The 19,691-nt window shown below is 69.7% G+C and carries 20 protein-coding genes and 2 tRNA genes; 11 read left to right on the top strand and 11 right to left on the bottom strand.

The genetic code is table 11. The features are described from left to right. Positions 1–12: 12 nt before the first annotated feature. The 3 genes from DFR72_RS46525 to pepN all read right to left on the bottom strand — a co-directional run bounded on the left by DFR72_RS46525 (position 13) and on the right by pepN (position 4,357). On the bottom strand, positions 13–648 hold the full coding sequence (locus tag DFR72_RS46525) for a GNAT family N-acetyltransferase (RefSeq protein WP_211335659.1): 636 nt from the start codon (positions 646–648) through the stop codon (positions 13–15). Further along, complete coding sequence (locus tag DFR72_RS46520) at positions 645–1,724, bottom strand: barstar family protein (RefSeq protein WP_211335658.1); 1,080 nt, start codon at positions 1,722–1,724, stop codon at positions 645–647. The genes DFR72_RS46525 and DFR72_RS46520 overlap by 4 nt, the downstream gene beginning before the upstream one ends. Positions 1,725–1,795: 71 nt before the next feature. Then, the gene (pepN, locus tag DFR72_RS37265; RefSeq protein WP_090071295.1) at positions 1,796–4,357 is read right to left on the bottom strand and encodes an aminopeptidase N; all 2,562 of its coding nucleotides are present in this window, start codon (positions 4,355–4,357) and stop codon (positions 1,796–1,798) included. Positions 4,358–4,520: 163 nt separating this feature from the next. Here pepN and DFR72_RS37260 point away from each other — a divergent pair, with 163 nt between their 5' ends. The 5 genes from DFR72_RS37260 (at position 4,521) to DFR72_RS37235 (ending at position 10,253) form a co-directional block, all read left to right on the top strand. Beyond that, positions 4,521–5,129 (top strand): mycothiol-dependent nitroreductase Rv2466c family protein, encoded by a 609-nt coding sequence (locus DFR72_RS37260; RefSeq protein ID WP_090071293.1) that lies wholly within the window; start codon positions 4,521–4,523, stop codon positions 5,127–5,129. 59 nt (positions 5,130–5,188) lie between these two features. Next, complete coding sequence (locus DFR72_RS37255) at positions 5,189–6,034, top strand: DNA-3-methyladenine glycosylase family protein (protein ID WP_090071291.1); 846 nt, start codon at positions 5,189–5,191, stop codon at positions 6,032–6,034. A gap of 821 nt (positions 6,035–6,855) precedes the next feature. After that, positions 6,856–8,208: an aldehyde dehydrogenase family protein gene (locus DFR72_RS37245; RefSeq protein ID WP_090071289.1), complete on the top strand. Its 1,353-nt coding sequence runs from the start codon at positions 6,856–6,858 to the stop codon at positions 8,206–8,208. A gap of 41 nt (positions 8,209–8,249) precedes the next feature. After that, complete coding sequence (locus DFR72_RS37240) at positions 8,250–9,464, top strand: GNAT family N-acetyltransferase (protein WP_090071287.1); 1,215 nt, start codon at positions 8,250–8,252, stop codon at positions 9,462–9,464. 57 nt (positions 9,465–9,521) lie between these two features. After that, positions 9,522–10,253, top strand: a complete 732-nt coding sequence (locus DFR72_RS37235; protein WP_090071285.1) for a hypothetical protein — start codon at positions 9,522–9,524, stop codon at positions 10,251–10,253. Here DFR72_RS37235 and DFR72_RS37230 read toward each other — a convergent pair. Together DFR72_RS37230 and DFR72_RS37225 are read right to left on the bottom strand one after the other, a co-directional pair. Further along, positions 10,250–11,050 carry an Fpg/Nei family DNA glycosylase gene (locus tag DFR72_RS37230; RefSeq protein WP_090071283.1) on the bottom strand — a complete coding sequence of 267 codons (801 nt, stop codon included), beginning with the start codon at positions 11,048–11,050 and terminating at the stop codon, positions 10,250–10,252. The genes DFR72_RS37235 and DFR72_RS37230 overlap by 4 nt on opposite strands. Continuing rightward, positions 11,043–11,492, bottom strand: a complete 450-nt coding sequence (locus DFR72_RS37225; protein WP_090071281.1) for a ribose-5-phosphate isomerase — start codon at positions 11,490–11,492, stop codon at positions 11,043–11,045. The genes DFR72_RS37230 and DFR72_RS37225 overlap by 8 nt, the downstream gene beginning before the upstream one ends. Positions 11,493–11,519: 27 nt before the next feature. On the opposite strand from DFR72_RS37225, the gene DFR72_RS37220 reads away from it, so the two are divergent. Next, positions 11,520–12,185 carry a 2-phosphosulfolactate phosphatase gene (locus DFR72_RS37220; RefSeq protein ID WP_425459935.1) on the top strand — a complete coding sequence of 222 codons (666 nt, stop codon included), beginning with the start codon at positions 11,520–11,522 and terminating at the stop codon, positions 12,183–12,185. Continuing rightward, entirely contained in the window at positions 12,182–12,790 is a 609-nt protein-coding gene (locus DFR72_RS37215; protein ID WP_090071277.1) for an MBL fold metallo-hydrolase, read from the top strand. Before DFR72_RS37220 ends, DFR72_RS37215 begins: the two co-directional genes overlap by 4 nt. Here the strand turns inward: DFR72_RS37215 and DFR72_RS37210 are convergent. The 3 genes from DFR72_RS37210 to DFR72_RS37200 form a co-directional block, all read right to left on the bottom strand. Then, a complete protein-coding gene (locus DFR72_RS37210; protein ID WP_090071275.1) occupies positions 12,771–13,106 on the bottom strand; it encodes a histidine triad nucleotide-binding protein in 336 nt (111 codons plus the stop codon). The genes DFR72_RS37215 and DFR72_RS37210 overlap by 20 nt on opposite strands. Positions 13,107–13,292: 186 nt before the next feature. Then, positions 13,293–13,628 carry a VOC family protein gene (locus DFR72_RS37205; RefSeq protein ID WP_090071273.1) on the bottom strand — a complete coding sequence of 112 codons (336 nt, stop codon included), beginning with the start codon at positions 13,626–13,628 and terminating at the stop codon, positions 13,293–13,295. Beyond that, the gene (locus DFR72_RS37200; RefSeq protein ID WP_211335657.1) at positions 13,625–13,924 is read right to left on the bottom strand and encodes a winged helix-turn-helix transcriptional regulator; all 300 of its coding nucleotides are present in this window, start codon (positions 13,922–13,924) and stop codon (positions 13,625–13,627) included. The genes DFR72_RS37205 and DFR72_RS37200 overlap by 4 nt, the downstream gene beginning before the upstream one ends. A gap of 57 nt (positions 13,925–13,981) precedes the next feature. Here DFR72_RS37200 and DFR72_RS37195 point away from each other — a divergent pair, with 57 nt between their 5' ends. Beyond that, positions 13,982–14,536, top strand: coding sequence for an NAD(P)-dependent oxidoreductase (locus DFR72_RS37195; protein WP_090071271.1), 555 nt, complete (start codon positions 13,982–13,984; stop codon positions 14,534–14,536). 161 nt (positions 14,537–14,697) lie between these two features. Here DFR72_RS37195 and DFR72_RS37190 read toward each other — a convergent pair. Further along, positions 14,698–14,768 (bottom strand) — tRNA-Gly (locus DFR72_RS37190). Between the two features lie 62 nt (positions 14,769–14,830). On the opposite strand from DFR72_RS37190, the gene DFR72_RS37185 reads away from it, so the two are divergent. Continuing rightward, positions 14,831–14,904 (top strand) — tRNA-Pro (locus tag DFR72_RS37185). Positions 14,905–14,950: 46 nt separating this feature from the next. Here DFR72_RS37185 and DFR72_RS37180 read toward each other — a convergent pair. Further along, positions 14,951–15,712 (bottom strand): alpha/beta hydrolase family protein, encoded by a 762-nt coding sequence (locus DFR72_RS37180; RefSeq protein WP_090071269.1) that lies wholly within the window; start codon positions 15,710–15,712, stop codon positions 14,951–14,953. A gap of 19 nt (positions 15,713–15,731) precedes the next feature. Here DFR72_RS37180 and DFR72_RS37175 point away from each other — a divergent pair, with 19 nt between their 5' ends. Further along, entirely contained in the window at positions 15,732–17,483 is a 1,752-nt protein-coding gene (locus DFR72_RS37175; protein ID WP_143086934.1) for a hypothetical protein, read from the top strand. Between the two features lie 9 nt (positions 17,484–17,492). On the opposite strand, the gene DFR72_RS37170 is transcribed toward DFR72_RS37175, so the two are convergent. Beyond that, a complete protein-coding gene (locus DFR72_RS37170) occupies positions 17,493–18,431 on the bottom strand; it encodes an ABC transporter substrate-binding protein (RefSeq protein WP_090071265.1) in 939 nt (312 codons plus the stop codon). 342 nt (positions 18,432–18,773) lie between these two features. Between DFR72_RS37170 and DFR72_RS37165 the strand changes: the two genes are divergently transcribed. Next, positions 18,774–19,691 (top strand): quaternary amine ABC transporter ATP-binding protein, encoded by a 918-nt coding sequence (locus tag DFR72_RS37165; protein WP_211335656.1) that lies wholly within the window; start codon positions 18,774–18,776, stop codon positions 19,689–19,691.

Here is a 19,691-nt window from a genome sequence, read left to right as displayed (position 1 = left end):
GCGTTCGCGTCTCTAGGGGCTGACCGCGTTGTGGCCGACGACGAGGTCGGAGATCTTCTCCCAGCCGAGCTTGCGGTAGAGGTGCACGCCGTCGGCGGAGGCGAACAACAGACCGGTCTTCGCGCCGTCCTCCACCGCCGCCCCGATCAGCGCGCCCATCACGACACTGCCGAGGCCCCGCCGCCGGTGTGCCTCCGCGGTCTCGATGCGGTGGGCGACGGCGTCCTCGCCCACGACGGCCATCAGGCCGCTAGCCGCCACCTCGCCGTCCGCCAGCACCCGCACGCCGATCACAGGGCCCCTGGTCACCTCCACCGCATAGCCCGCGGGCGGTTCCGGTGCCGGGTGGCCCGCCAGCGCGCGCCTCATGAACGTCTCGTCCGGCCGTGCCACGACCATTCCGGCCGCTTCGAGGTCCGCGCAGACCTCCGCCGGCGCGTGCGTGGGGACGCTCAGCCAGTTCGGTTCGCTCGTGGCCGCCACGATCCTGGCCAGCGCGGCGGTCTCGGCGTCGTCCGTCGCGATCCACTCGAACCGCCGGTGCGGCCGGTCCACGTGCACGACCAGGTAGCCGTCGCGGTACTCGGACGTCAGCCCGTCGGCCGCGATCCAGCCGCGGTGCCAGCGCTCGACCAGTTCGCCGATCATGCCTTCTCCTCCAGTCGCACGGTGATGCCGCTGTCCCGCATCAGTTCCACCACCTGCCGGAGGTAGTCGGGGATCGCGTCCCCGGCCACCTGCGCGTCGTTCCACACCAGGGTGAAGCCCGGCTTGACGCCCCAGCCGCCGTGCAGGCAGTCCTGCAACGCGTTGACCTCCCTGCCGAAGTAGCCACCCGGCCCCACCAGCGCCTCGTTCAACGCCAGGTGCAGACTCCTCCAGTCGGTGACGTACCGGCCGTCCACTTCGTACCTGCCGCCCACCTCGTCGGACTCGAACCGCTTGCGCGCCAGGTACGTCAGGTCACCCCAGGCCTCGCGTCCGCCGTCGTCGAAGGGTGCCCAGAGGTTGCGTTCGGCCGGAACACCCTCGCGCCACAGGTCCCACACCGCACGCGCCGACGGCGCCGGGCGGTCGCGCCAGCGCGGCGGTGTCCGGGTGGGCGGCTGGTCGAGGACGACGTCGAAGAGCCCGTCGCCCAGCGCGGACGGGGTCACCGATGCGGTGTCCAGGGCGATCGGCACCTCGGCCATGACCCTGCCGTGCCGGTCCAGCGCGTGCAGGCGATCCCCGAAGGTGTACAGGTGCGAGCACTGCCGCATCGGTCGAACGCGTTCAGGGTGCTCGACCCCGATCAAAGTGATGGGCGGCCACTCGTGGCCGTGCCAGGGCCGGGGGAACCCGTCGGCGCCGAGGAAGTCACCCAGTTGCTCGTCGTCGCGGAACAGCAGATGTCGTGGCGCGGGCCCGAAAGCGGAGCCGGCGTCGTCCAAGCGCACGGCCGCACTGGCGACGACGTCCACCAGGTCGCCGTTCGGCACGGTGCCGTGCACGACCAGGTCGGTCAGATCCCACCACTGCGCCTCGTCGTCCACGCACACCTCGAGCGCGAAGTCCCCGGCGAGATCCGCGAACTCGCGCGGGCACCCGCGCAACACGACTCGTTCACGCGCGACCGGCACCGGGTCGGTGAACAGCCCGTCGACGTCGATGGCGCGTGCCACGACCTCCGCGACTTCGTCATCGCCGGTCTCGTGCCAGTGCACGACTTCGTAGCGGAACAAACACACCCCCAGAAGACGGGAAGGCCCCGTGCCGCATTCAAAGCGACACGGGGCCTTCCTGCCAAGCGGATTCAGGAGCGGTCGAACTCCTGCGCGGCGAGCGCTCGCACGATGCCCGCGCGGCCCTCGGACACCAGGCGGCGCAGCGACGGCGGGTGCTCGTCGGCGAGCCACGCGTCGGCGGCCTCCACAGTGGACTTCGCGATCGACCACGCCGGGAACATGCCGACGACCATCGACTGCGCGCGCTCGGACGAGCGGCGGTCCCACACGCCCTTCACGTCGCGGAAGTAGCGCTCGACGTACGGTGCGAGCAGCTCCTTCTGACCGGGGTGCGAGATGCCCGCGATGATCGCCTCGCTGACCGCGTTGGGCAGGTCGTCGTCGTTGACCGCCCGGTCCCACGCCTCGTCCTTGGCCGCGACCGTCGGGCGCAACGCACGCGCGGACTGGGCGCGGCGGTGACCGGTGGAGGTCGGGTCGCGCTCCTCCTCGGCGTTGATCTCCGGCAGGTCCGCCTTGCCGTGGGCGACGAGCGCCTGCAGCAGACGCCAGCGCAGGTCCGTGTCGACGTCCAGGCCCTCCAGCACCGCGGTGCCGTCGTACCAGCCGCGCAGGACGTCCACAGTGGAGTCGTCGAGCACCGACGAGGTCAGCGCGTTCACGAACGCCAGCTGGTGGTCGGAGCCCGGCTCGGCCGCCTGCGCCAGTTCCAGTGCCTTCGCCACGAACCGGCGCCAGCCCTCCGGGCGCCACGAGGCGTCCGCGTAGGACGACAGCGAGGTCTGCGCCTGCAGCAGAAGCCGTTGCACCACACCGACCTCGGACTCGGAGCCCAGGCCGCCGAGCACCAGGTTCACGAAGTCGCGGGCCTTCAGCTCGGCCTCACGCGTCATCTCCCACGCGGCCGACCAGCACAGCGTGCGCGGCAGCGGTTCGGCGATGTCGGAGATGTGGTCGATCAGCCCGGCCAGCGAGTCCGGGTCGAGGCGCATCGTGCAGTACGTGAGGTCGTCGTCGTTGACCAGCACGATCTTGCCGCGGTGCACGCCGACCAGCTCGGGAACCTCGGTGCGGTCGCCCGTCACGTCCAGCTCGTGGCGGTGCGTGCGGACGAGCTTGCCCGTGCCGTCGTCGTCGTAGACGCCGATCGCGATGCGGTGCGTGCGCAGTTCGCCGGCACCCGGACGTGCGCCGCCCTGCAGCACGGCGAACTCGGTGAACTTGCCGGACGCGTCAACGGTGAACTTGGGGCGCAACAGGTTCAGGCCCGTCGTCTCCAGCCACTGCGCGCTCCACCACGACAGGTCGCGGCCCGACGCCTCCTCCAGCGCGCCCAGCAGGTCGGCCAGCGTGGCGTTGCCCCAGGCGTGCTTGCCGAAGTAGACCCGCAGGCCCGCCAGGAAGTTCTCCAGCCCGACGTACGCGACGAGCTGCTTGAGCACCGAGGCGCCCTTGGCGTAGGTGATGCCGTCGAAGTTGACCTCGACCGCCTGCACGTCGGAGATGTCGGCGGCGACCGGGTGCGTCGAGGGCAGCTGGTCTTGCCGGTACGCCCACGACTTCTCGATCTTCGCGAACGTCGTCCAGGCCTGGCGGTACTCGGTGGCCTCCGCCTGCGCGAGCACGGACGCCCAGGTGGCGAACGACTCGTTCAGCCACAGGTCGTCCCACCAGCGCATGGTCACCAGGTCGCCGAACCACATGTGCGCCATCTCGTGCAGCACGGTCTCGGCGCGGCGCTCGTAGAGGTAGCGGGTGACGCGGCTGCGGAAGACGTAGTCCTCGAGGAACGTGACGCAGCCGGCGTTCTCCATCGCGCCCGCGTTGAACTCCGGCACGAAGCACTGGTCGTACTTGCCGAACGGGTACTGCACGCCGAAGGCCTTGTGGAAGAACCCGAAGCCCTGCTTGGTCTCGGTGAACAGCCGCTCGTGGTCCATGTGGGGAGCGAGCGAGGCTCGGCAGTAGATGCCGAGCGGGATCTTGAAGTCGCCCTCGGCGAACTCGTCACGCCACTCGGCGTACGGGCCCGCGACCAGCGCCACGATGTAGGTCGACATCGGCTTGGTGGTGGCGAACGTGTGCACGTCCGCGCCGCCCTCGCCGGGCTCCGTGGCGGTGATCTCGCCGTTGGAGATGACCTTCCAGTCGTGCGGCGCCGTCACCTTCATGGAGTAGACGGCCTTGAGGTCGGGCTGGTCGAAGCACGCGAACATGCGCTTGGCGTCCGCGGTCTCGAACTGCGAGTACAGGTACACGCCGCCGTCGACCGGGTCGACGAACCGGTGCAGGCCCTCGCCGGTGTTCATGTACCGGCAGTCGGCCTCGATCGTGAGCTCGTTGGTCTCCGCGAGGTCCGGCAGCTTGACGCCGTCCTCCTCGCGGTAGCCGGAGACGTCGAGCTCGCTGCCGTTGAGCACAGCGCGGTGCACGGTCGCCGCCACGATGTCGATCCACGAGGAAGCACCCGGAGTCCGGCTGCGGAACACCACTGTGGTGGTGGAGCGGAACGTGTCCGAACCCGGCTTTCCGCCGCCGTCGGTCAGGTCCAGCTCGATCCGGTAGGACTCCACTTCCAGCAGCTCAGCACGGTCCTGAGCCTGGTCGCGGGTGAGGTTGGGCGCGGCCACTGGTCACCTCGTCTGCCGCGCGTGTGGTTACGCGCTGACGTCGTCGGGAATGGTTATGACTCCCGCATCCAATCACGGAACCGGCGCTCGGGAAGAGATGACAGGGTGATCTGGTTGGGCTGATGGGGCGATAACGCCACCGACCGTCACTAAAGGGGCACGCATGACCGACAAGGCGAAGGTCGACTTCTACTTCGACCCTCTTTGCCCGTTCGCCTGGATCTCCTCCCGGTGGATCCTGGAGGTGGAGAAGGTCCGCGACATCGACCTGAGCTTCCACGTGATGAGCCTCGCCGTGCTGAACGAGGGCCGCGACCTGCCCGAGCAGTACCGGGAGCTCATGACCAAGGGCTGGGGCCCGGTTCGCGTGGCCATCGCCGCGGAGCAGAAGTTCGGCAACGAGGTGCTGCCGAAGCTGTACACCGCGATGGGCACGCGCATCCACAACGAGGGCAACCAGGACTTCGACGAGATCATCAAGCTCGCGCTGGCCGACGCCGAGCTGCCGGCCGAGCTCGCCGAGGCCGCGCACTCGACCGAGTACGACGAGGCGCTGCGGGCTTCGCACCACCGCGGCATGGACCCGGTGGGCATGGACGTCGGCACGCCGACCATCCACATCGACGGGGTCGCGTTCTTCGGCCCGGTGCTGACGAAGATCCCGCGGGATGAAGAGGCGGGCACGATCTTCGACGGTGCCCGGATGCTCGCCGGCTTCCCGTACTTCTTCGAGCTCAAGCGGACCCGTTCGGGTGAGCTCGACTTCAGCTGAGGCTGACCGGCCCGTCCGGCCGGATTTTTTGTCAGGGGTGCTCGCTAGCGTCTCCTGACATGGCAGACCACCGCGTAGAAGTCGCAGTTCAGGGGCCCTGGTCGCTGGCGACCTCCAGGGCTTTCTGGGAGGGCTTCACGCCGTCGGCGTTGCCCGAGCGCGAGGGCGAGGCGCTGCGGGCGGCGTTCCTGGTCGAAGGTGAGTGGCGCCGTGCTGAGGTCTCCGTGACCCAGCGCGGCGCCACTGCCGTTCTGTCCCTGTCCGGCGACGGTGATCTGGACCTGGCGGCGGCCCAGGTGTGCCGGTTCCTGTCGCTCGACGTCGACGGGCGGGCCTGGCCGGAGGTCGCGCTGCGCGATCCGGTGATCGCGTCGGCTCAGGCGTCTTTACCCGGTTTGCGGCCGTGCGGCTTCTACTCGCCGTACGAGGCGGCGGCCTGGTCGGTGCTGGCGCAGCGAGTCCGCATGGCGCAGGCGGCCGCGGTGAAGGCTTCGCTGCTGCGGGAAGGCGTGTTCCCGGCACCCGCGGAGTTGCTGGCGCTCGACCTGGACCTGCCCGGCCGCAAGCCCGAGTACCTGCGGGCGGTGGCGGAGGCGGCGCTGGACGGGCTGCTGGACGCCGTGACGTTGCGCGCGATGAAACCCGCGGCCGCCGTGCTGGCGGTGCAGCAGGTCAAGGGGCTGGGACCGTTCGCGGCCGAGCTGGTCGTGCTGCGCGGGGCGAACGCTCCGGATGCCGTGCCGCACAACGAGTCTCGCCTCGCCGACGAGGTGGCTGAGCGGTACGGGCGGCCGTTGGCCGAGGTGTCCGAGGCCTGGCGGCCGTACCGGACCTGGGCCGCGGTGCACCTGCGGGTGCTGCGGGAGCGGCGGCTGGGAGGTGCGATGGCTGCTTCTGGCCGGTGAACGGCCGGCGGGCGTAGCGGCCGTGACTCGCGGCCTCGCGAAGGTGCTCGACTGCTGGGTGGCCTCTTTTGGGCGGGTGTTGTGACGCTCAGGGGTGGCGCGGTCTGTCCGGCGCCAAGCACTTGACGCCGGGCACCTGACGTCGGGCACTGGGCACCTGACGTCGGGCACTGGGCACCAGGCGCTGGACACCGGGTACCGGGCGCTGACGCGGGGCGCCGGCACCGACGCCGGCCACTGACGCCGGGCGCCGGGCACCTGATGCTGGGCACCAGACACTGGGCACCTGACGCCGGGCACTTGACGTCGGGCACTGGGCACCAGGCGCCGGGCACTTGACGTCGGGCACTGGGTACCAGGCGCTGGACAGCGGGTACCGGGCGTGGACGCGGGGCGCCAGCACCGACGCCGGCCACTGACGCCGGGCGCCGGGCACCTGATGCTGGGCACCAGACACCAGACACCAGACACCGGGCACCAGACACCAGACACCGGGCACCAGACACCGGGCACCAGACACCGGGCACCAGACACCGGGCACCAGACACCGGGCACCAGACACCGGGCACCAGACACCGGGCACCAGACACCGGGCACCAGACACCGGGCGCTGGGCGTCTGAGGCCCGGCGCGCCGGGCCTCGGACGCTGGGTGTGGGTACCTGGCGCCGGGTGTGGCTATTGCCCGCACGGCTTCTCCGGCCACCGGCCTGACCACCACTTCACCCGTTCAGCACCCAGGTCGGCGTGACCCGCGCAAGCAGATGTGACAGTCTGGACCCCATCAGCGTTGAAAGTGTCACATCCGCCTGGAGGGCTCTCGTGATCGAGGTCGTCAACCCCGCCACTGAGGAAGTCATCGGCACGCTCGCCGAGGGCACACCGGCCGACGTCGACGCGGCCGTGGCCGCGGCGGTCAAGGCGTTCCCCGCGTGGGCGGAGACCTCGGCGGACGAACGGGCGAAGGTCGTCCGGGCGATCATCGACGGGTTGAAGGAACGGGCCGGTGAGCTCGCGGCGGCCATGACGCGGGAGATGGGGACGCCGCTCACCTTCAGCCAGAAGGTGCAGGTCGCGAACCCCGTCGCCATCGCAGAGGGTGTCGCGGACGTGCTGGAACGCGGGTACTTCGAGCCCGAGGAGATCGGCAACTCGCTGGTCTTCCGCGAGCCGGTCGGGGTGGTCGCGGCCATCACGCCGTGGAACTTCCCGTTGCAGCAGATGGTCGCGAAGGTCGTGCCGGCGCTCGCGGCGGGCAACACCGTGGTGCTCAAGCCGAGCGAGCTCGCGCCGCACACCGCCGACCTGCTGGGCGAGATCGTCTCGGCCGCCACTCCGGCCGGGGTGTTCCAGCTGGTGCACGGCACCGGGGCGGTGGTCGGTGAGGCGCTGGTCGCGCATCCGGACGTGGACATGGTGTCGTTCACCGGTTCCACGAAGGCCGGGCGGCGGGTGTCCGCGGTGGCCGCGGAGACGGTGAAGCGGGTCGCGCTCGAACTGGGCGGCAAGTCCGCGTGCGTCGTGCTCGACGACGCCGACCTCGGGCGGGCCGTGAAGATCGCGGTCGCGAACTCGTTCATGAACAACGGTCAGGCCTGCAGCGCGTGGACCCGGTTGCTGGTGCCTGCCGAGCGCCACGACGAGGCCGTCGAGCTGGCCGCGCAGGCCGCGAAGAAGTACACGCCCGCGGATCCGGCCGAGCCGTCCACCCGGATCGGGCCGGCGGTGTCGAAGGCGCAGCGCGACCGGGTCGTCGGGTACATCCGCAAGGGTGTCGATGAAGGTGCGACGCTGGCCGCCGGTGGGCCCGAAGCGCCGCTGCCGCAGGGGTTCTACGTCGCGCCGACGGTGTTCGGCGGGGTGACGCCGGAGATGACGATCGCGCAGGAGGAGATCTTCGGGCCGGTGCTGTCGGTCATGCCGTACGCCGACGAGGACGACGCGGTGCGGATCGCGAACTCCACCATCTACGGGCTCGCGGGTGCCGTGTTCTCCGCGGACACCGAGCGCGCCCTGCGGGTCGCCCGGCGGCTGCGCACCGGGCAGGTCGACATCAACGCCGCCGCGTTCAACACGAGCGCGCCGTTCGGCGGGTACCGGCAGTCGGGCAACGGGCGCGAGTTCGGCAGGTTCGGGCTGGACGAGTTCTGCGAGGTCAAGTCGGTCCAGCGGTAATTGAGCTGCGAGTCGCGCCGCACCCGCGTATCACTGCGGGCATGGCTGACTCGGCGCTGAGCATCCGGACCATCGACGAATCCGACCTGCCCGACTTCCAGCGGGTGATGGCCTGGGCGTTCCTCGGCGATCACTCGGGGGAGGACAGCAAGTGGCTCAAGGTCCTCGAACGGGACCGGGCGCACGCGGTGTTCGACGGCGACGAGATGATCGGCACCGCCGGGATCCTGACCCGCGAGATCACCGTTCCCGGCGGTCGTCAGGCTCCGGCGGGCGCGGTGACCGTGGTGTCGGTGAAGCCGGGCCATCGGCGTCGTGGCGTGGCGTCGTTGCTGATGAAGACGCAGCTGCACGGCATGCACGAGGACGGTGAGGCGCTCGCGATGCTGTGGGCGTCGGAGGGCTCCATCTACCGCAGGTACGGCTACGGCGAGTTCGCGACGAGCATCGCCATGCTCACGATGCCCACGCGTATGGCGTTCCACCCTGGTGTGCACGTCAGCGATGCACGGATCCGTCAGGTGTCGCGAGAAGAAGCGCTGCCTGTCATGCGTGAGTTCCACGAGCAGGTGCGGACGACGCGCGTCGGCTGGCTGAGCCGTGTCGAGCACACCTGGGACGTCCACCTCGCGGACCGCGAGGTGGACCGCGACGGGCTCACCTCGTACCGCTACTGCCTGCATCCCGAGGGCTATGTGGTGTTCCGGGTCAAGGCGAACCGTGATCCGGGCGGCCCGGCCAGCGAGCTGCACGTGCGCGAGCTGGTGTGCACGACCGAGCAGGCCTACGCCGACCTCTACCGGTTCCTGCTGGACATGGACCTCGCCGGGGAGATCTCCTTCTACACCGCCTGGGACGACCCGATCACGCACATGGTCGACAACCCGCGGAAGGTGCGGCGCGAGGCCGGAGACGCGTTGTGGGTGCGCCTCGTCGACGTCGACCGGGCGCTGCCGCTGCGCGCTTATTCGTCCGATGTGGACAGTGTCCTGGAGGTCGAGGACTCGTTCTGCCCGTGGAACTCCGGCCGCTGGCGCTTCACGGTCAAGGGCGGCGAAGCAACGGTGACGCGCACCGAGGACCCGGCCGACGTGTCGCTGGACGTGGCCGCACTCGGCAGCGCTTTCCTCGGTGGCGTACGGCTTTCCGTGCTCAAGCGGGCACACCGCGTGGTCGAGCACACGCCCGGACACGTGAACGCGCTGACGACGGCGTTCCTCGGTGTGACTGAGCCGCACTGCCCCGAGGTGTTCTGACGGAACTCACGGCGGTCGTTGCTCGTTGACGGATTACCTGGTGTGGGAGGTAATGCCGTGGGCACCATCGTGTGGGTCGTAGTGCTGGTACTGCTGGTCGCAGGCGTGTTCTACCTGGTCAGCCAGAGCAACGCGCGCAAGGCGCGGGAGCTCGACGACGCCAAGGCGGAAGCACGCCGCTGGGTCGAGCGGCTGGGCGGGCAGGTGATGAGCCTCACCGGCAGCAACACCGCCTCGACGCAGGCGATGGCGGACGCGTCCGAGCGCTTCACCGCCGCGGGCTCCCAGATGGAGCAGGCCCGCACGATCCCGCAGGCCCGGCTGGTCACCGAGACCGCGATGGAGGGCCTGCACTACGTGCGCGCGGCGCGGGAGGCCATGGGCATGGACCCCGGCCCCGCACTGCCCGAGAGCGCGGCCCAGAAGCAGGCGGGTGCCGTCAGCGAGGACCGCCAGGTCGCTGTCGAGGGCCACCAGTACGCCGCGTCGCCGAACTCCGGTTCGGGCACGCCCTACTACTACCCCGGTGGCGTGGTCGCCGGACGCCCGGTACCGCGTGGCTGGTACTCCGAGCCGTGGTGGAAGCCCGCGCTCGTGGCCGGTGCCTGGGGCGTCGGCACGTTCCTGCTGATGGACGCCATGTTCTCCGGCATGCACGGCGTTGGCGACTACGGCATGGGCGACATGGGCATGGGCGACGCCGGCATGGGTGACATGGGCGGTGTCGCCGACGCGGGCGACACCGGTGGCTTCGACTTCGGCGACATGGGCGGCGGGTTCGACTTCTAGGGCTGGCAGGCAGGGCACCAGAAGAGGTTGCGAGCCGCCAGTTCGGTGGTCAGGACCTCGGTGCCGCAGACCAGGCACGGCTCCCCGGCACGGCGGTAGACGTACACCTCACCGCCGTGCCGGTCCACGCGTGGCGCGCGGCCCATGGCACGGGGCATGTGCTCGGCGCGGACGGTGTTGATCTGCCCGACCTTCACGCCGTCCTTCATCAGCACGACCAGGTCCGCCCAGATGGCGTCCCACAGCTCGCGGCTGACCTTGTTGCCGACCAGCAGCGGGTTCACGTTGTGCCGGAACAACACCTCGGCGCGGTAGACGTTGCCGACGCCCGCGAGGACGCTCTGGTCCATCAGCAGCACGGCCAGCGACTGCTTCGACCGGATGATCCGCTGGTAGGCGCGGTCCGAGTCGGCGTCGCGGCGCAACGGGTCGGGCCCGAGCCGGTCGCGGATCGCCTTGACCTCGGCCTTGTTCAGCACCTCGCACGCGGTCGGGCCGCGCAGGTCCGTCCAGTGGGTCTCGCCCACCACGCGCATGCGGACCTGGCCGACGGGCAGCAGGACCGGCAGCGGCGACTCGGTGAACGTCCCGTACAGACCGAGGTGGACGTGCACGATCGCGTCCGGGCCGTAGACGTGGAACAGGTGCTTGCCGTGGGCCTCGGCGCGAACGAGCGTGCGTCCGTCCACAAGGGACGCCGAGAAGCGTCCCTGCGGACTGGTGACGGACACGGGCCTGCCCGCGTACCGGCGCTGGTGCAGCCGCGCGAGGCGGTGCAGCGTGTGGCCCTCAGGCACGGTCTTCGTAGGCGCTGACCTGGTCGATCCGGCGCTGGTGGCGCGGCTCGCCCGAGAACGGCGTCTTGAGGAAGGCCGACACGATCTCGGTCGCCTCCTCGGCGGTGTGCTGGCGGGCGCCGATGCCGACGAGCAGGGCGTCGTTGTGCTGGCGGGCGAGCTGCGCGGTGTCGACGTTCCACGCCAGCGCGGCGCGGGCGCCCTTCACCTTGTTCGCGGCGATCTGCTCGCCGTTGCCCGAGCCACCGATCACGACGCCGAGGCTGCCGGGGTCGGCGACGACCTTCTCGGCCGCGTCGACGCAGAACGACACGTAGTCGTCCAGCGCGTCGTACTCGTGGGCGCCGACGTCGACGACCTCGTAGCCCTGCTCGGTGAGAGCGGTGGACAGGTGGGACTTCAGCTCGAAGCCAGCGTGGTCTGCTGCCAGATAAACGCGCACGTCAAGGAGTCTGACACGCTGGTGGGTGTGTTCAGCCAGGAGGGGTACCAGCTGAGGCTGGAATGGGGGCCCGAGGGCGTTGACGCCCTGCGGGGCTGTGACGTGCTGGTCATCGTCGACGTGCTGTCGTTCACGACGTCCGTCGACCTGGTGGTGGGCAACGGCGGCCAGGTGCGCCCGTCGCGGTGGAAGCCCTCGTCGGGGAAGACTCTGCGACCAGCGTCACTCGCCGGGGAGAGCGGACTGGTCGAGCTGCCGTCGCCGAACGGCTCGAACCTGTGCTTCCTCGCCGCCGAGACCGGAGCCCACGTGCTGGCGGCCTGCCTGCGCAACGCCACGGCGGTGGCCAGGCGGGCGCAGGAGCTGGGGAAGACCATCGGGGTGATCCCCGGCGGCGAAAGGTGGGGGCTCGACATCCTCCACTCGGGTCCGCGTGAGTTCGGGCCGTTGCGGCCGTGCGTCGAGGACTACCTGGGTGCCGGAGCGGTGCTGGCCGCGCTGACGGGTACGGCGTCGCCGGAGGCCAGGCTCGCGGCCACCGCGTTCCGGACCACCGACGTGCCGGCCGCGGTGAGGGGCTGCGGCTCGGGACGGGAACTGGTCGAGAACGGTCACTCCGCCGACGTCGACCTCGCGGTGCGGATCAACGTCAGCACCGCCGCTCCCGTGCTGGTCGACGGGGTGCTGCGGTGATCGAGATCGCGGACGGCGTCTTCATCCGCCGCCACGCCGAACTCGACCTCACGCTGGGGCTCGTCACCGGGTCGGGCGACTCGCTGCTCGTGGATTCCGGCATGGACCTCGCCCTGGCGAGCGAGGTCCGGCCGTCGCGGATCGTGTTGACGCACAACCACTTCGACCACGTGCTGGCCACCGAGGCGTTCCTGCCGTGCGAGGTGTGGGCGCACGAGGGATGCGTGGTGGACGAGTCGCTGCTCGAAGAGCGCGCCAAGTACTACGACGAACCGTTCGAGGGCACACTCGTCGCGCCCACCCACACGTTCCGCGACACCATCGCGCTGGACGTCGGCGGCCGGCGGGTCGACCTGCACCACTTCGGTCCCGCGCACACCTCGCACGACGTGGTCGTGCACGTGCCCGACGCCGGCGTCGTGTTCGCGGGCGACCTGGTGGAACAGGGCGCTCCCGCCCAGGCGGGCCCGGACGCGACGCCGTCGAACTGGCGCCACGTCCTCGACCTGCTGCTGGAACTCGCACCGCGGATCGTCGTGCCGGGCCACGGTGACCCGGTCGACGCGAGGTTCGTGCGCGAGATGGTCATCCCGGAGGCCACGTGAGGCCGCGTCCACCGAGGATGTGGCAGTGCACGTGGAAGACGGTCTGGCCGCCGTCCCGGCCGGTGTTGAAGACGAGGCGGTAGCCGGACTCGTCGATCCCCTCGGCCTTCGCGACCTGGTGCGCGGTGGCGAGGACCTGCCCCGCGAGCACCGGGTCGACGTCGCCGATCGCCGTGTGGTGTTCCTTGGGGATCACCAGGACGTGCGTGGGCGCCTTGGGGTCGATGTCGCGGAACGCGAGCGTCGTGTCGGTCTCCGTCACGACGGCCGCCGGGATCTCGCCCGCGACGATGCGGCAGAACAGGCAATCGGTCACAACGGCATCGTATTGGTCCCCAAGGACTCTGTTGCCGTTGCTCGCCGCGGACTACTCATGGCGGCGTGAAGGGCGCCAAACTGCTGCTCGTCGTGCGGTGCCTCATCAGCTTCGCGATCGGCGTGCTGCTCCTGGTCCTCGCGATCCGCTTCGGTGAGGTGCTCTGGCGCGCCGTCCAGTAGCGGCTCAGCGGACGAAGCAGAACTCGTTGCCCTCCGGGTCGCGCATGACCTGGAAGCTGCCCTTCTCGTCGGTGTGCACGACACCTTCGCGGGTCGCCCCGAGGCTCACCGCCTTCACGACCGCCGCCTCGATGTCCTCGACCTCGAAGTCGAGGTGGAACCGGTTCTTCACGTCCTTGCGCTCCGGCACCGGCTGGAACGACATCCGCACGCCGCCGGGCGGCTCGACGTGCGACCAGCCGTGCTCGCGGTCCACCGGCTCACCGCCGAGCAGTTCCGCCCAGAACCGCACGAGCCGGCCCGGGTCGTTGCTGTCGAGCACGATCTGTTCGAGCCTCACGTCTCCACCAGGTTCTCTCGGGCCCAGTCACAACACAGGTCGAGCAGTCCGAGCACCCTGCGCCCCTGCTCCGTCAACTCGTACTCGACCCGCGGCGGGTTTTCCGCGAACGCCTCGCGCGAAACCGTGCCCTCGCGCTCCATCGCCCGCAACGTCTCGGCGAGCACCTTGGGCGTCACGCCCGGCATCTCGGCGCGGAGCCCGGTGAACCGCCGCCGCCCGTCCTGCAACGCCCGCAGCACGTGCGCGGTCCACTTGTCACCGATCTGGTACGGCAGGTCGTGCGCGCATTTCACCTGCTCACCCCCGATATCGTTGCGGTAACCGGACCCCCGCACCCTACCTTCGCGCTCATGGCGAAGATCGTTGTTTTCGGAGCGTCCGGCAAGGCCGGCAAGGAGATCGCGGCCGTCGCGGAAGCTCGCGGCCACGAGGTGACCAGGATCGGGCGCGACCCCGGTGTGCAGGCCGCGGCCGAGGTGGCGGCGGGCTACGACGTGGCGGTGAGCTCGGTGGCCGACCTCTCCCGCGACCCGGCCGAGTTCTACACCGAGGCCGCCCATGCCCTCGTCGCGTCCGGTGCCGGTCGGATCATCGTGGTCGGCATCTACACGTTGCTGGAGACCGCACCGGGTGTGCGCGTCATCGACGGTCCGGACTTCCCCGCCGAGCACAAGCCGTTCTGCCTGGGACACGCGGCCGGCGTCGAGGTGCTGGCCGCGTCCGACGCCGACTGGCTGGTGATGAGCCCGTCCGGCAACTTCGGCGGCACGCCCACGGGCACCTACCGCTTGGCCTCGGCCGATCCGTCGGACGAGCTGACCTACGAGGACTTCGCGCTGGCCGTGGTGGACGAGATCGACGACCCGGCGCACCGCCGCACGCAGGTCGGCATCGCCTCGGCGTGATCCAGCTCACTGAGCAGGGCTGACCGTTTCGAGCGGGCAGCCCAGATTGGGGGTCCGGGGGTGGGCCGCCCGGCGTGGGGTCTGGGGGCTCGGCCCCAGAGAAAAGACGAGAGGCCGGCCCGGTCTGCGCTCTCCGCAGACATGGGCCGACCTCGGTCGCGAGCGGGCGACGGGAATCGAACCCGCGTAGCTAGTTTGGAAGACTAGGGCTCTACCATTGAGCTACGCCCGCGTTGCCGCCCCGTGTGGGGCTGCGATCAATACTTTAGCGGGTGGCGGTAAGATGAGTGCAACCGGGGCGTGGCGCAGCTTGGTAGCGCACCCGCTTTGGGAGCGGGGGGTCGCAGGTTCAAATCCTGTCGCCCCGACGGTTGACGAAAGCCCTCGACGAGCACGCCGTCGAGGGCTTTCGGCTCACTTCACGAGGTAGCGGCCGGCCCAGGCCGCGAGCACCTCCGCCACGTACGCGGCGTCCGCGCGGTCGGTCAGCAGGTGGTCGGCGCCGTCGAGCGAGACGAACGACTTGGGGTGGCGCGCCGAGTCGAAGACGAGCCTGGCGTTGTCGACGCCCACCGTGTCGTCCTGCGGGGAGTGCATGACGAGCAGCGCCCGGTCCAGGCCGGCGATGCACGCGGTCTGGTTCTGCCGGTTGATGTCGAGCAGGAAGCCGTTGCTGATCCGGAACGGGCGGCCGGCCAGCTGCACCTCGGCTACCCCATGAGTCTCGATCTGCTCCTTGGACGAGCCGAGCAGGTGCTCGACGTGCGAGGTGTCGAAGGGCGCGCCGATCGTCACCACGGCCTTCACCTCCGGGATCTGGTGTGCGGCGGCCAGCACGGCGGCGCCGCCCAGTGAGTGTCCGATGAGGACGCTCGGGGCTCCGATGGTGTCGCGCAGGTGGCCCGCGGCGCAGACGAGGTCGTCGACGTTGGAGGTGAACGTGGTGTTGGCGAAGTCGCCGTCGGACTGGCCGAGGCCGGTGAAGTCGAACCGCAGCACCGCCACGCCGCGTTCGGCCAGGCGGCGGGAGATCCGGCTGGCGGCCACCGAGTCCTTGCCGCAGGTGAAGCAGTGCGCGAACACGGCGGTGGCCACGACGTCGCCTGCGGGCAGTTCGAGGCGGCCCGCCAGTACCTGGCCGTCGTTGCCCGCGAAGACCGCTTTCCGGTTGTCCATGACCTCTATGGTGCGTCACGTGCGCTACCAGTACCTCGACGCCCGGCTGCGGCAGGCTTTCGACGACGCCGGGCTCGATCGCGGGCAGCGGGCGTTGCTGCAGGGTGTGCTGCGTGCGCTCGACCCCGACGCGCACCTCGGTGAGCACGTCGCGGGGCTCAACAGCGCGTACCTCGCCGTCACTCGGGTTCAGACCGCGCTGGAGAGTCACGCGACCGAGGACCAGCCCCGGTGGAACCTGTTGCGGCGCATCATCGCCACCTCGCTCGCGTGCATGGACGCCGCCAAACCCGCCTACGCGCACGGCGGCGGGCTGGAGCTCGCCAAGGCCCGCAGGGTGCTCGTGAAGGTCGACGCGGCCATCGCCGCCGACGGACAGAAGTTCGATCCCCAGGTGGCGGCCGACGCGGCGGCGAAGCTCGATCCGAAGAAGCTGCGCGCCGCGGTGCAGAGGTGGGTCACTCCACTGTGGAACGGCGTCGAGCTCCCGTTGCGCGCCAGGATGATCGCCGAGGTCGCTGTGGTCGTGGCGGTGCACGGCAGGGACGGCAGGCAGCTCAGGACAGACCTGCTGCGGTGGCTCAAGAAGCGCGGTGATCTCGCCGAGGTGCTGTGGCCCCGCAGGCAGAAGCACGTCGTCGCGTTCGTGGTCAGGGGCGCTCGGGTCCTCCGGCACCTGGACGGGCTGTTGCCCGGTGCGCGGCAGGAGCCCCTGCACCGCAACAGGTTGCCGAAGGACGACTTCCTGAAGGAGGCGGTCAGCGGGTCGTCGGTGCTGGTGCGGGTGCCGGTCGAGGCGGCGGACGTGCACACGGCGGCGCTGAGGGGGCGCCGGATCCTCAGCGAGGTGCTCGACCAGTACGCGGCGGGGGAGCGGCTCACCGAACTGACCATCGCGCCGGTCTGGCAGGTCAGCGAGCCGGGCGGACGGGTCACGCGCGGCACCGAGCACCGGCGCACGGTCGGCAATGCCTACCCGCTCACCGCGTACTGGCCGGCGGAGCTGCGCAGTGCGATGCGGGTCGCGAACCTGGCGCGGCAGGTCGACGCGCCGATGGCCAGCGCGGGGCTCGCGTGGAGTGCACTGGAGGCCACCGGGCTCGATCCGGGCAAGATCGCGTGGCTGGCCAAGGCCTGTGCGCTGCAGATGCTGCGCCAGCACCTCGTCAGCCTGCACGTCGTGGTCACCAACCACGACACGGACCTGCGCAAACCGCTCGACGCGCACGTGCCGACCACCGGCGTGAAGCACCACCTGAAGTCGGTGGACGCCCGGCTGGAGGCACTCGTCCGGCACAACCGGCCCGACGCCCAGCTCGACGCCGCCCAGAAGGCCATCACCGCGCTCGCCGAGAGCGAGGGCGGTCTCGTGCAGGACCTCACGGAACTCTGGCGCGCCAGGCTCGCCGACTCGAAGGTCCTCGCGGGCTGGTTGCGCGAACAGGAGAACACCGCCGCCGCGCTGCTGGAGTGGCTCTACGTCACCAGGAACCTGGCGTTCCACGCGGGACGGTTCGCCTCGCCCGCCGACACCCTGACCGCGCACGCCGGGCAGGCCGTCGCCGACCTCACGCTCGAGTTCCTCGGGAACTGGCGCACCGTCGAACGGCGGAGCCGGCAGGAGACCTCCGCCGTGGAGATCTACCGCCGGCTCGCACAACGTCAGGACCAGCTGGTGGCCCGGCTCAAGCGAGCGGGGTCCGTGCGCAGGCTCAGCGTCGAGGACATCTCCGGGCCCGACGAGAAGTGGTGGTCGCGCGGCCGGAACTGAGGCCGATAGTTACGGCTTGGCCTTCGTCAGCCAGTCCTCGACCCGGTCCGGGTTCGCCTCGACCCACCGCTTCGCCGCCTCGTCCGGTGACATCTTGTACTTGGCGATGAACGAAGCGACCGTGTCCTGCTCGTCGTTGCTCCACTGGAAGTTCCGCACGAGCCTGGCCGCGGGGCCGCCCTTGTCCATGAACTTCTTCGACGCGATCTTGTCGAGCTCGTAGCGCGGGTAGTCGCAGGCGACCTTGGCCGGGTCCGCGTCACATCCCGCCGTGTACTCGGGCAGCTCGATCTTCACCAGCTCGATGTCGAGGTGCAGCCACTGCGGTTCGAAGAAGTAGCCGATGAGCGGCGTCTTCTTCTCCTGCGCCTGGCGGAACGCCTTGATCGAGGCTTCCTCGCTGCCCGCGTAGACGACCTTGTAGTTGAGGTTCAGGTTCTTGACCAGGGCCTCGTCGTTGGTCACGAACGACGGGTCGCCGTCGAGCACCTGACCCTTGCCCTCGGACTGGACGGTCTTGAACTTCTCCGCGTACTTGTTGAGGTTCTGCCAGTTCGTGATGTCCGGGAATTCCTTCTTCATCCACGGCGGCACGTACCAGCCGATCACACCTTTGTTGCCGGACGGGCCCACCCGCACGGCGGTGTGCCTCTCCTCGATGTACTTCTGCTTCAGGTCCTCGTGACCCCAGTTCTCCAGGATCACGTCGATCTCGCCGGAGTCGAGGCCCTGCCAGGCGGTCTGTTCGTCGACTTCCTTCTTCGTCACCTTGCAGCCGAGCCGCTTCTCGGCGAGGTACGCGACAACGGCCGCGTTCGCCGCGTAGCCGACCCACGGGTTGACCGCGATGGTGATGGAGTCGCAGGGCTCGGTGGGTGCTGCGGAACTGGAGCGCGGTGACGCCGTCGACCCACTGCCACAACCGGCAAGTGTCAACACGAACGTCATTGCCAGAGCGATTCTGGGGGCTTGCACGAACAGCTCCTCGTCGGGGGGAAGAGCGGCGCAGGAAACCGCTCAGTTCACTTTTTCCCCATCGATCAGACCGAGTCAAGTCATGGGATGATTGGTTGTCCACAAAGGATTTTGTTTGTGCCGGCCCTTGACCGTATCCGTGCGAAGGTCAATGCTGTCGCGCATCGAGAAACGGTGTGCGCAGTCCGCAACAGGTCGGAGTGGTTTGGCGTGGATCCCGTGATTTCGGTCAGGGACCTGTGGAAGGTGTTTGGCCCCAAGGCATCTCAGCTGGCTGCCTCGGACGAGCTCAAAGCGTTGTCGCGGCAGGAGTTGATGGAACGCACAGGTTCCGTCGCCGCCGTGCGGGGAGTCGACTTCGACGTCGCTCCCGGTGAGATGTTCGTGGTGATGGGACTGTCCGGTTCGGGTAAGTCCACACTGGTGCGTTGTCTCACGCGGCTGGTGGAACCGACCGCGGGCACGATCATGTTCGAAGGCGAGAACATTCTCGAAGCGGACCCGAAACGCCTGCGCGACCTGCGCAGGAACAAGTTCTCCATGGTGTTCCAGCACTTCGGTCTGCTTCCGCACCGGACCGTCGCCGAGAACGTCGGTTACGGACTGGAAATCCGCGGGGTACCGCGCGCGAAACGCGGGGAGCGCTCCCAGGAAGTGATCGACCTGGTAGGACTGTCCGGAAACGAGAAGTCCTATCCGGATCAGCTCTCCGGTGGCATGCAGCAACGCGTCGGTCTCGCGCGCGCACTCGCCGGCGATCCCGACGTCCTGTTCTTCGACGAACCCTTCTCCGCGCTCGACCCGCTGATCCGACGCGACATGCAGTCCGAGGTCATCAGGCTGCACCGCGAGGTCGGCAAGACGATGGTCTTCATCACCCACGACCTGAGCGAGGCGCTGAAACTGGGCGACCGCATCCTGATCATGCGCGACGGCCAGGTCGTGCAGGTCGGCACCGGTGACGAACTGGTCGGCGCGCCCGCGGACGACTACGTGCGCGACTTCGTGCGGGACGTGCCCAAGTCGCACGTGCTGACGCTGAAGTGGATCATGCGTCCGCCGCGTCCCGACGACGAGCTCGACGGGCCGGAGCTGTCGCCGGAGACCGTGGTGCGGGAGGCCGTCCGCAGCGTGCTGAGCGCGGACAAGCCGGTGAAGGTCGTGCGGAACGGCGAGTTGCTCGGTGTGGTCGCGGACGAGGAGATCCTCGGGGTCGTGGCCGGGGAGGCGTGA

Origin of the sequence: Lentzea flaviverrucosa (genome assembly GCF_003350445.1) — a bacterium.
Taxonomy (GTDB): Bacteria; Actinomycetota; Actinomycetes; order Mycobacteriales; family Pseudonocardiaceae; genus Lentzea; species Lentzea californiensis.
The sequence above is the reverse complement of the archived record's forward strand: the minus strand, read 5'-3'. Positions and strand labels throughout refer to the sequence as shown.